Here is a 12,035-nt window from a genome sequence, read left to right on the forward strand (position 1 = left end):
TAACAAATAATGTATGTGGTTCTGTCATTTTGTTTATATCTGTTCAGACAAAGAAAGGGATGAGTGAGGACAGTACCCATAGAAAACCTTTGTTGTACCTCGGTGCTTAACGATACGCGAGCCGTAGGCGAAGCGTGAGTTTAGCATCCGCTAGGTACAACTAGGAGCGCGAGCGTGTTTTCTATGGGTAGCTGTCCCGCTCAGCCCATTTTTAATCTGAACAGAATCCACAAACCAACAAAACTCATCCGTTAATGTTCTAAAAGTCTCGTACCTTCACGACGATAAACTGAAATTTACCTGCGTTTGAGGTACCCCACACCGCACACGAATGCCGCCAGCACCGCAGACATAATATAAGACGCATGGCTGCCCAGCAAATCGGCCAGCACAACGCCCAGCCGCTGGTCATGGCACAGCATGCTGCCGGCAGTCCAGCCCAGGATGCCGGAGCCCAGATAAATCAGGATAGGCCACCTGTCCAGCAGCTTGCCAATCAGCTGGCTGCTGCCCACTACAATAGGAATACTGATAACCAGCCCGATCATCACCAGCAAAAAGCTCCCGGAAGCCGCACCGGCAACCGCCAGCACATTATCAATCCCCATGGCGGCATCCGCCACGATAATCGTCCTGACCGCCCCGCCGAAGGAGTCGGCAGCCTCCACATGCTCCTCATGCCCGGCAGGCTTCAACAGCTTGATGCCGATAGGAATCAACAGCAAGCCTCCCAGTGCCTGCAAATAAGGAATCGTCAGAATATACACCGCCAAAAGCGTCATGATAGTGCGCACCACCACGGCGCCCACCGTGCCAATCCAGATGGCTTTCTTCCGCATCTCATCCGGCAGCCTGTGGGATGCCATGGCAATCACCACCGCATTATCCCCTGCCAGCACAAGATCAAGAAGCACAATGGACATCAGCGCACCAAAAAACTCCACACTAAAAAGTTCCATGCAAAATCCTTTCCTTCAAACAAAAAACTCAATAACACCATGAAAAAATCACAGCATTTTTATTTTATAAAAGCTGGCTGAAATTTACATGTAACAGCCATAGCACAACAGCACAATAACATAATACCTCAATAATACAATGCCTCAATAGCACTACGAGGCCGCCAGCTTAGGACAGCAGCTTCCGTACCATGTCCACCGGAATGACCAGTGCCGCCAGAACGCCGCAGCACAGCCAGGTTTTCACTGTCAGGGGCTCCACGCTGAGCACCTCGCCCCCCAGCTCCACAAAGAGGAACTGCCCGGCAAAAATCAGCAGCGTCACCAGTAAAAATGTCTTATTTTTGCCGATATGCTGCAGCACATTCACGCTTTCCGTCCTGGCATTAAAGCCATTAAATGCTATTGCCATCATAAAAGTGGCAAAAACCGCCGACTTCATATAGGTAATGTCCACATCCCCGAAGAACTGATGCACAGAGGGCAGAAACAGTATCCCCAGGCAGATTGCCGTGATATACAGGGAGCAGGCCATTACCTGTCCCAGCATTTTCCGTGTCACGATGCTCTCCCTCCGTGGCACCGGTGCCTCCTGCATGTATTCCTTCAAGGCAGGCTCACCGCCAAAAGCAATAGCCGCCAGGGTGTCCATGGCCAGGTTTACCAGCAGCAGCTGAATTACCGTCAGCACAACATTTTCTCCCAGCAAAGGGCCGATAAAGCAGATCAGCACCGCCGCCACATTAACCGTCAGCTGGAAAATCAGGAATTTGCGGATGCTCTTGAACATGGAACGCCCGTAGAGGATTGCCTTCTCAATAGAGGAAAACCTGTCATCAAGGATGGTAATATCCCCTGCCTCCTTGGCAACCTCCGTACCGCTGCCCATGGCAAAGCCCACATCAGCCTTTTTCAATGCCGGTGAGTCATTGACGCCATCCCCGGTCATGCCCACCACATAATCCAGCTCCTGTGCCAGCCGCACCAGACGGCTTTTATCCGTAGGCAGTGCCCTTGCCACCACCCGGAGCCGTGGCAGCCTTTCCTTCAGCTCATCATCCGTCAGGCAATTCATGTCGGATGATGTAAGGACAAGCTCCCCTTCATCCTTCAGGAGACCTGCCTCCCTGGCTATAGCCATGGCAGTCTCCCGCTTGTCCCCGGTCACCATCACCACCTGGATACCGGCCTTCTGCACTTCCTCAATGGCAGCCACCGCTTCCTGCCTTAGATTGTCCCTGATACTGATGAGGCCCACCAGCACCAGCTCCTCCGGCATGACCAGCTCTCCGGCCTCATTGCGCCTTGTCCTGCCTGCCGCTACCGCCAGAAGGCGCATAGAACGCTTTGCCTGCTCATTGGCATACACCTGCAATTTATTCAAAGTTGGCAAAGGATGCAAATTGCCATTGGCATCATAATAGCTGTGGCAGCAGCTCATCAGCACCTCCGGCGCACCCTTGACATAGGTCAGCCCAGTGCCTTTTATCTCCACAGCGGCATACTTGTCGTGGGAATTAAAATACCGGCAATCCGCCGCCAGATGCTTATCGATTTGGCCTGCCAGTCCCTTCTCCGCCAGAAAACCCATGATGGCACGGTCAGTGCTGTTGCCGCCAATCACCTTGCCGCCACTGGCACTGGCACTGTTATTCAGCCCCAGCCCCAGCAGGAGATGGTGCAGATACTCCTTGCTTATGCCCTGGAAATCCCTCACGGCACATTCCTCATGCCCGTCCCCATCATCACAGGCACGGTACAGCACGCTGCCATCACCTGATGCCAGCTCCGCCACAGACAGCTTCCCTTCCGTAATCGTTCCCGTCTTGTCGCTGAACAGGATGCTCAGGCTGCCGGAGGTTTCCATGCCATTGATTTTCTTCACCAGCACGTTGTCCTTCTCCATCTTGAGGCTCTGGGCTGAAAGCAGCATGGAGGTCAGCATGGGCAGCCCCTCCGGCACGGCACAGACAATCACCGTTACCGCCACCGTCACCGCATCCATAATCAGGCGTATCCACTGAAAAAGCCCCTCCGGCAGCTGGCCTGTCACAAAAGTCTTCAGCAAAATCCCCAGCACGATAGCCACTGCCCCCACATAGCCGAAGGTGGAAATCTGATGGGCCAGCCTGCCCAGCTTCACCTGCAAAGGCGTCTTCCTGGTATTGGACTGAGCCTCCAAGGCCAGCTGCCCGAACAGGGTGTCATCCCCCACAACCTTGATTGCCAGATAGGTCTCACCGCTGCACACCACCGTGCCACGGTAAACATAGTGAGGGTTCAGCAAATCCAGCCTGTCATACGAAGCAGCCTCACCCTCCGGCACAGGCTTTTTCGTGATTTCCTCCGTCTCGCCATTCAGCACCGACTGGTCCAGCTTCGCCCGGCCCTTCACCAGCTCCCCGTCTGCCGGAATGCGGTCGCCTGCCTGCAGGAAAACAATATCGCCAGCCACCACATCATTGACAGGAATCTCCTGCAGGACGCCCTCACGCAGAACCTTGGTCACATCCTTGGCAGCCTCCTCCTCCCGCAGGGAAAGAGCCTTGCCCTCCTGCTGGCTTTCACTGATTGCCGCCACGCCATTGGCAAGCAAGATGGCAATCAGCACACCGGCTGCCTCGTACCACTCCGCCTGCCCCAAAAAGTACAGAACCGCCTGAATGACCAGTGCCGCCAGCAAAATCATGATCATCGGGTCACGGAAGCCATGCAGGACCTTTTTCCACAGAGGCTCCGGCATAATCTGCGTCAGGCTGTTATTGCCGTGCTGTGCCCTGCTCTCTATTACCTCTGCCTCTGTCAAGCCTCGTAATTCCATCTGTATCACTCCCTAGCTAACACACAAAAAAATACTTTTTCATTATACAACATTCCCCTCCACAAAAAAATAGCCATGCCGAAAATATTTACCAAGCACCCCGGAAGGTATTTTTGCGGACAACAAAAAAGCTCCGGCAAATGCCGAAGCCTCATGATATCAATATGGTGGAGACAAGGGGGTTCGAACCCCTGACCTCTTGACTGCCAGTCAAGCACTCTCCCAGCTGAGCTATGCCCCCACAGACAAGTAGTATTATAAACGAATCACACTACTATTGTCAAGCAATTTAAAATTAATCCCTGCTTTTTTTATCCGGCAATCAGCCTTCCTTCTCCCGGTTGACAGCCTGACGGGCCTCCATCTGCCTGATCAGCTGCACCGCCCCGATGCCCAGGCCCGTTGCCCTGGCAATGTCATCCACCTCAAAGCCCTGTGCCAGCATCTGACGTGCCTGCCTGGCAGCCGCCTCGGTATCCAGCCCCTTTTCCTCGTCGTAGGCATACCCCAGCTCATCTGCCGTCTCAGCTGCATAGCTGCTGCCGCTCACATAGCTGTCCAGATTGCCTGTCTGAATATCCACCGCCTGCTGCAGGGCATCAGACTGCTGGGCTGATTGCATAGCATTGGACTGGGCCTCATACTGAGCTTCCAGCTCCATGGAGGCCTCCCGTATCAGCTCCCAGGCACGCCTGTCCGACTCGCTCATAGACGGCATGCCGTAGCCGCCCGGCTCACGGACAGAGGCGGCTCCTGCCGAAGCATTCACATTTGCAGCAGATGCATCCGCTGCCGCCCTGACAGTCAGATAATCCACCCCCTGCCGCTCCGCACCGGACAGAGGCTGATAGGCCGCGCCGGCCTCCATGCCATGCATTCCCTGCGCACCCTGCAAGGCTTCCAGCTGACGGATTCTCTCCTGCAGAACCTCCGCCTTGTAGTCAGCCTCACGCAAAAGCCTTTCCAGCCGGTCAACATGCTCCGTCATGCGACTGATAATCTCATCTGCCGACTGCTCCAGCTCATAGCGGAGACGGCCTGTAGCCGCTTCCAGCACTTCCGGGTCATCCTCCGCCCTGCTCAGCTGATGCCTGGCAACCAGGACAATCACCGCCCCGGCAATAATAATAAATCCTAATATCTCTGTGGTCATCTATAACCCCACCTGCAAATCTACCGCCCATGGCAAGCCAACCCCCGGGGCTAGCAGCTGATGTCTATGCTGCGCCCCCGGAAGTGATCCACCGCCATAGGCGGCTCCTGAGTATCGGCTGTAACCCCCTGGGCCTCCATAATCTCCTTGGGGGACTTCTTCTTCCGGGCACCCCGTTCCCTGCCGCCCTGCTTCTTCTCAGGATTATCCTTAATCTTCTCGCCCTCGGCCTCATCCTTGGTACGCACCTGGCTCTGCTGCCTCTCAATCAGCTTTTTCTGCTGCAGTGCCTTGAAATCCTGCTGCATAGCTGCCTGCTGGTTCATATTGTGCTGTATTTCCCCCACATCATTGGCGTGAGGTACCATCATCCGCAAACTCATCGGTGCAAAATCCATAAGCCATCGCTCCTAAAAATACCACAAAATCAATAAGCACCAACCACGATAAAGTCATCCTTCACATACTGGGTACAATGAGTCTCCTTGACCTGTACATTCTTTATGATGGAATTAATGCTGAGCCTTACGCCCGGGTACATGGTATCCAGCACCCTTACCCTGCCGTTACGCATCTTCTGCAGCTCCGCATCAATCTCCCTCAGCCTGCGCTCGCACCGCTCCACCTGACCGGCAAGGGGGAACTGGGAGCGCACCAGGGCATTCAGCTGCTCCACCTTGGCAGGAGGCAGCTGGTTCATGTCAATCTTCTCCAGGGTGCTCAGGGTTTTATTCAGGGATTCCTGGCGCTTCTTGGCCTCGTTGTACTCCTTCAGCACGGCCTGATACTCCTTTTGGAGCATCGGGTTCACGCCCACGCTGACACGGGTAATGACATTGGCCTCATTACCGATGCACTTGGCACGGATTTCCTCACCGGCTGCCAAGTTGCCGCCGGTTATCTGCCCCTTGCCCTCATCCATCACCAGATGATGGCCTGCCCTGATGGTGGAATGCATGGCCACATCCTGAATATAGATATCGCCGCATGCCTCAATATCCGCATTTTCCGCAAAGGAGGCACGGAAATCCTCCAGAGCCTTGATGCGGCCCCGGTTCATGCCCTGCACGCCGCCCTTGACGAAAATATTGCGCCCTTCCACATCAGCACCGCTGACCATGCCCTTGATTTCAATATCACCTGCCGCCTTCACCACGAAACCGGCTTCCACATTGCCATTTACCACAATGGCACCATCAAAATCAATATTACCTGTGGCCATGCCCACATCGCCCTTGATTTCCAGGCGCGGATCCACATCGATCTTGCTGCCCTTGTCCACAATCTGGCCGTCCATATCGGCAACCACGAAATTCTCGTCCTTGACGATGGTGTTCTTGCCATTTGGCACCGGCTTCGGCTTGCCGTTCTTGGCATTTATCTTGTCACCATAGACATTGGTGCCCGGGATCCCCTTGGTATGGGGAATGCGTTCCGCCAGCACCTGCCCCTTCACAGCCCGCAGGAACATATTCAGGTTCTTGTAGTCCGCCCGGTCATGCTCATCCACCACCGGCACACCCTTTTCACCTATATTGAACTTCTTGTCAATGACGGCATCCTTGCCATTCTGAGGAGGCTCACCTTTGGCAATCACGGTAGGCCGCCTGGTTTCCATGGCTTCCTTTATGGCATCCGGCATAATGCCGAACTTCACATTGCGCAGGCGGATTGCATCCATAATCATCTCCAGGGTAGGCACAGATTCCCTGGAACCTATGTCAAAGCGCAGGGTAGCACTGAGCTTGTCCGGCGCCACCTCTACGATGGCTGCACCGTACACCACATGCTCCCTCACCGCCTCAGCAGCTTCCTCATCAAGCACAGCCCCTTCAAACTCCTTCGGCAAAATAAACTTCTTGCCCAAAAGCACAGGCTCGCCGCTATTCTCCTTCAGCGTGTCAGTCAGCAGCTTCAGGTCATAGTCATCCACACTGAAGTCCTTCAGCACCCGCCGCATATCTGACATTTCAAACATCAGGCCCTTTTCACTCTTGGGATATACGGTCAGAAAAACACCATCAGAGCAGAACTCAAACAGATACCCTTCTTCACTGCCGCCAACCTTTGCTATTATCTTATGATCATCCATGTACAGCCCTCCCTGATGCAGATACGGCGGCGTCCCTGCCACCCCTGCACCCGTTATCTTTACAATAACCGGACGCTTTTCATCTATCTCAAATATATCAGATGCCGTCTATATTTGCCAGAAAGCCCCTCAGCTTAAACATTGCCTTGGTATGCAGCTGGCAAATCCGCGCCTCTGATAAATGCATTATCAAGCTGATTTCCTTCATTGTCAACTCATCATAATAATAAAGGGAAACTACTAGCTTTTCCTTTTCCGTCAACTCATCCAGAGCCTTTGCCAAGGTTTCCCGTGTCTCAATATACTCCGCACTCCTGTGGGGATCCGTATCCACAGCTATGGCCGCCTCGGACTTCATGTATTCCCCCAGGGGAATAACCGTAGCCGCATTAATCTGCCGCTCGAGGTGGTGAACCTGCTCAATGCTCATTTCCAGCCGCTCAGCAAGCTCCTCATCGGTGGCAGACCTGCCCAGCCTGCCCTCCAGCTCCACCACTGCCGACTCATACCTGCGGATTTTCTGCCTCAGGGACACGGAAATCCAGTCCCTGGAGCGCAGCTCATCCTTCATGGCACCGCTTATCCTGATGCCTGCATAGGTCTCAAACTTATTCCCACGCTTGATGTCATATCTATCCACAGCATCCATCAAGCCGAAATAGCCGCTGATAATCAGATCATCCCTGTCAACATGAGATGGCAGACTCATAGCCAACCTGCCTGCGATAATATTCACCAGAGGCAGATAATGCTCCACCAGCCGGTTGCGAATTTCCATGCTGCGGTTTTCGCCATACAGGCTCCAAAGCTCATTTATCTCCTCAGCCGACTCCTTTTCCTGCTGCAAAACATCTCACCACCATTACATTGCTATCTGGTATCACCCTGCCCGCTGTCATCGCTGCCAACTACACGGCGCAGGGAATCCGCCTGCAAAGGCTCAAAGCCATTTCCAGGCTCCGCCGCCTCCTCTGCCGTACCTGCATGCTGCTGGCCACCGTCAGTCTCAGCCCTGCCATCAGCGGCATCTGCCGCCAGCTCCTCACCGGCAGCCTTCTCCTGCGCCGCAAGCTCAGCCATGGCCGCCTCTGTTTCATCAATCATATCCCGGTAGCCAAATCTTTCAAACAGAAAAACACCGATATATACCAGTACACCGGTGATTAAGAAACTGCACAGGGTGCGCCCTAAAACTACTGAGGCACGCGCCTCACTCATCAGCCCGGCAGCCATGGCCGTAAGTCCCGCCAAGGCTGCCAACCCCAATGACGCTGCCAATTTACACTTATCAATCATATTAAATTTCCTTATCGCCCTTATCTATAGTCTTAACCTTATAGACACCGGTGGACAAGTCTATCTGCACTGTGCGGCCGTAATTGCCGCCAGTATCCTCACCCACAATAGGAATTGACAGCTTCTTCAATATCTCCTTGGAAGCTGATGCATTGCGCAGGCCTACACGCATAATATCCGATGCGTTGGCAAAAGCAAACATCTGGGAACCCCCTGCCAGCTTTGCCACCAGCCTGGACTTCGCCGCTCCCATGCGGATGAGTTCCTCCAACATATCCGGAATCCCCGTATCTGCAAACTTCGCCCTGTTCTCATTAGCCCTGGACTGATTACTGTCCGGCAGCATGATATGCAGCAGCCCGCCTATCTTCGTCTGAGGGTCATACAGCGAGATGCCGATACAGGAACCCAGACCATAGCTTATTAAGGTATCTGGCGCACGGCCAACTTTGTAATCTGCCATGCCAACCTTGATTAATTCTGGCATATCACGACACTCCCACTGCTTGCAAAATTATGTCCAAAGAGCCAGGGTCCGGCACCAGGAAGAAATGTCCCTTGATACCGTCATCATCTGTCTTGAACTCAGTTTCAATAACTAAGGCATGGTCACCCATCTGACCAAGCTGAACCAACACAACACTGAGAATAGCACCAGCCATATCCATGGCCAGGGCCGGAATAGATGGCAGCAAGGAAATATTGGTAAAATTGAACAATGCATTCAGGTAAGCACCTGAAAGGATATTTCCTATCTCCATCAATGCGGATTCATCCATAAAATCCAGCTTCTGGGTATCACCGTGTGTTTTCCCCATCAGCATATCAACCAGATAAAAAGCACTTTCCTTCGGCAGCAGGAACAAAATATTGCTTGGTGCCTTGCCGTACACCCTCAGGAACACGCCCACAACCATCGTATCAGGGCCGCCCACCAGGTCCGGCACCTCATCCAACGGAACTATGGATACTCTCGGCACATCCATATCAATGCGGCGGCTTATGATCTGTGACAACGCGGTAGCAGAGTTTCCTGCACCTACATTGCCGATCTCCCGCAGCGCATCCATCTGCACCGGAGAAAGGTTTGCAACATCATCTGACATTTCCTTTATCCCACCAATCTATTTCATGAGGCGAGGATTACTCCTCGCCGCTCAAACCCATAATCTCGCTGATATTCAGCTGAATAATCAGTCGTCCATCCACCTTGCCGATGCCGGAGATAAACTTGGAGCTGGCATCGTTGCCAGCAGTAATAGCCCTCGTTGTATCAATGTCATCCGCGTTGATGGTACGCACCTCTGTCACAGCATCCACCAGCATGCCTACATACACCTCGTCATACTGCACGATGACGATACGGGTGTTGGCCGTATACGGAGTATCCTCCAGGCCAAGTCGCTTCTTCAGGTCAATCACCGGCAGCACACTGCCACGCAGGTTGACAACGCCCTTGATAAAATCAGGAGCAAATGGAACTCTGGTAATATCACTGAGGTTCTTTATCTCCTGAACATTCAAAATACTAAAGCCGTATTCCTCGTTTCTCAGCTTGAAGGCGACTACCTGTACCTCGCCGTCAGCCACTACCTGATCCTCTTTAGCCATCTTCCATACCTCCCTTGATTACATCAACGCGCTGACATCCAGAATCATGGCAACATGGCCATCACCCAGGATGGTAGCACCGGCCAGCATCTTCAGTCCGGACAGCAGCTTGCCCAGCGTCTTGATAACGATTTCCTGCTGACCAATCAGGTTGTCCACCACAATACCAATCTTATGATCCCCTACATGGACTACTACCACGAAGATATCATCCTCATCAGTAGCCTCCTTGCCCCTCGGCACGCTCAGTACCTCGTTCAGGCGGGTAATAGGGATAATCTGTCCCCTGATTACGATGACCTCCTTGTTCTGGACGGTCTTGATGTCATCAGGCGTAATATTGATGGTGCTGTCAATGGAGCCAAGAGGAATAGCGTACATCTCATCCTGCACCTTCACCAGCATAGCCTGGATGATAGCCAGGGTAAGAGGCAGCTTGATCTTGAATACGGAACCCTCGTCAATCTTGGTTTCAACATCCACATGGCCGCCCAGGGACTCAATCTTGCTGCGCACCACGTCCATGCCTACGCCACGGCCGGATACGTCCGTAATCTGCTCCGCAGTGGAGAAGCCCGGCAGGAAGATAAGCCTTACTGCATCAGCATCAGGCAGCGCATCCGCCTCATCACGGCTGATCATGCCCTTCTCCACAGCCTTGTTGCGGATCTTGTCAGCATTGATGCCGGATCCGTCATCAGTAACCATGATGACAACGTTGTTGCCCTCGTGGCGGGCAATCAGCCCTACCTCGCCGGTACGCGGCTTGCCCTTGGCCTCGCGCTCGTCAGGATGCTCCACGCCATGATCCAGGGAATTTCTCAACAGATGCATCAATGGATCGCCAATCTCGTCGATAACGGTACGGTCCAGCTCCGTGTCCTCGCCCTCGATAGTCAGGTTGATATCCTTGTTCAGCTCCTTGGCCAGGTCGCGGACCATGCGAGGGAAGCGGTTGAATACCTGGCTTACAGGCACCATGCGGACCTTCATTACTACGGACTGCAGGTCGGTAGTCACCCTGTCCATCTGCTCCAGCGTCTCTGTCAGCTCCGTCAGGCGATGAGTCATGCCGATCTGCTCCAGGCGGACCTTGTTGGTAACCAGCTCGCCCACCAGGTTCATCAGGGTATCCAGCTTCTCGATATCAACCCGGACGGACTGGCCTGCCACATGAGCCTTCTTATCATGCTTGGCGTTATTTGCCGGTGCCTTTGCTGCCGGCTTGGCGGCAGGAGCTGCTGCCTTAGGCGCTGCTGCAGGAGCCGCTGCCTGGGCTGCCGGCTTAGGTGCCGCAGCAGGTGCCGGTGCCTCCTTAGGAGCTTCCTCCAGGTTAATCTCCGTTACCTTCACGCCGCAGATCTCGGAGATAGCCGTCACGCCATCCTCCACCTTCTTGGCATCCGCATCCGTTACCAGGCACACATCAAAGCTGTGGTCAAACTTCTCCTGCTCCAGATCCTGTGCCGGCGGAATGGACTTAATGACATCCCCCAGCTCATCCAGCACGTTCATGACCATGTAGGAGCGGGCAGACTTCAAAAGGCAGGTATCAGCAATCTCCACATGCACCCAGTAAGGAATCAGGCCGCTGTTCTTTGCCTCCTTGATGACCAGCATATCGGTGTCATTCAGCTCGCAGCCCTCAGGCATGCCGGAAGCTGCCGCAGGTGCCGCTGCTGCCCCGCCGTCGGCTTCAGGCCCTTCCTGCTGGACGCTCTCCCCCTTGGCGATGGCATTCACCATGCGCACCAGGTCGGATACATCCACCAGGTCCTCGGACTCACCGTTGCCAATGTTCTCCACCATCTCCTGCAAGGAGTCAACGCACTTGAAGATAACATCTATAATCTCAGAGCTTACCTTCAGCTGTTCCTTCCTGAGCATATCCAGCAGGTTCTCCATGTCATGGGTAAGCTCGGCAGTCTTGGTGTAGCCCATGGTCGCTGACATGCCCTTCAAGGTATGAGCATTACGGAAAATCTCATTGAGCACAGATAAATCCTCAGGATCATTTTCCAGACTCAGCAGGCCATCATTCAGAGACTGCAAATGTTCCCGTGACTCATCCAAAAACATTTCCATGTACTGATTTGTTTCCAT

Annotated in this window: 11 protein-coding genes and 1 tRNA gene; all 12 read right to left on the reverse strand. The window is 53.7% G+C overall.

From position 1 onward, the window contains the following. Positions 1-296 precede the first annotated feature (296 nt). Positions 297-959: a TerC family protein gene (locus tag FYJ84_RS07205; protein WP_154406925.1), complete on the reverse strand. Its 663-nt coding sequence runs from the start codon at positions 957-959 to the stop codon at positions 297-299. Between the two features lie 169 nt (positions 960-1,128). Further along, positions 1,129-3,780, reverse strand: a complete 2,652-nt coding sequence (locus FYJ84_RS07210; RefSeq protein WP_154406926.1) for a cation-translocating P-type ATPase — start codon at positions 3,778-3,780, stop codon at positions 1,129-1,131. Positions 3,781-3,945: 165 nt separating this feature from the next. After that, positions 3,946-4,021 (reverse strand) — tRNA-Ala (locus tag FYJ84_RS07215). Positions 4,022-4,102: 81 nt separating this feature from the next. Beyond that, the gene (locus FYJ84_RS07220) at positions 4,103-4,933 is read right to left on the reverse strand and encodes a hypothetical protein (RefSeq protein WP_154406927.1); all 831 of its coding nucleotides are present in this window, start codon (positions 4,931-4,933) and stop codon (positions 4,103-4,105) included. Positions 4,934-4,983: 50 nt separating this feature from the next. Then, positions 4,984-5,331, reverse strand: coding sequence for a hypothetical protein (locus FYJ84_RS07225; protein WP_154406928.1), 348 nt, complete (start codon positions 5,329-5,331; stop codon positions 4,984-4,986). Between the two features lie 29 nt (positions 5,332-5,360). Beyond that, positions 5,361-7,025, reverse strand: coding sequence for a DUF342 domain-containing protein (locus FYJ84_RS07230; protein ID WP_154406929.1), 1,665 nt, complete (start codon positions 7,023-7,025; stop codon positions 5,361-5,363). 97 nt (positions 7,026-7,122) lie between these two features. After that, the gene (locus FYJ84_RS07235) at positions 7,123-7,872 is read right to left on the reverse strand and encodes a sigma-70 family RNA polymerase sigma factor (RefSeq protein ID WP_154406930.1); all 750 of its coding nucleotides are present in this window, start codon (positions 7,870-7,872) and stop codon (positions 7,123-7,125) included. A gap of 23 nt (positions 7,873-7,895) precedes the next feature. After that, a complete protein-coding gene (locus tag FYJ84_RS07240; RefSeq protein ID WP_154406931.1) occupies positions 7,896-8,321 on the reverse strand; it encodes a hypothetical protein in 426 nt (141 codons plus the stop codon). A 1-nt stretch (position 8,322) separates the two neighbouring features. Beyond that, positions 8,323-8,808: a chemotaxis protein CheD gene (locus tag FYJ84_RS07245; protein WP_154406932.1), complete on the reverse strand. Its 486-nt coding sequence runs from the start codon at positions 8,806-8,808 to the stop codon at positions 8,323-8,325. A 1-nt stretch (position 8,809) separates the two neighbouring features. Beyond that, on the reverse strand, positions 8,810-9,427 hold the full coding sequence (locus tag FYJ84_RS07250) for a chemotaxis protein CheC (protein ID WP_154406933.1): 618 nt from the start codon (positions 9,425-9,427) through the stop codon (positions 8,810-8,812). Positions 9,428-9,464: 37 nt separating this feature from the next. Next, entirely contained in the window at positions 9,465-9,932 is a 468-nt protein-coding gene (locus tag FYJ84_RS07255) for a chemotaxis protein CheW (RefSeq protein WP_154406934.1), read from the reverse strand. An 18-nt stretch (positions 9,933-9,950) separates the two neighbouring features. Beyond that, positions 9,951-12,035, reverse strand: coding sequence for a chemotaxis protein CheA (locus tag FYJ84_RS07260; RefSeq protein ID WP_154406935.1), 2,085 nt, complete (start codon positions 12,033-12,035; stop codon positions 9,951-9,953).

Origin of the sequence: Anaerovibrio slackiae, from assembly GCF_009695585.1 — a bacterium.
In the GTDB taxonomy this organism is placed as follows: domain Bacteria; phylum Bacillota; class Negativicutes; order Selenomonadales; family Selenomonadaceae; genus Anaerovibrio; species Anaerovibrio slackiae.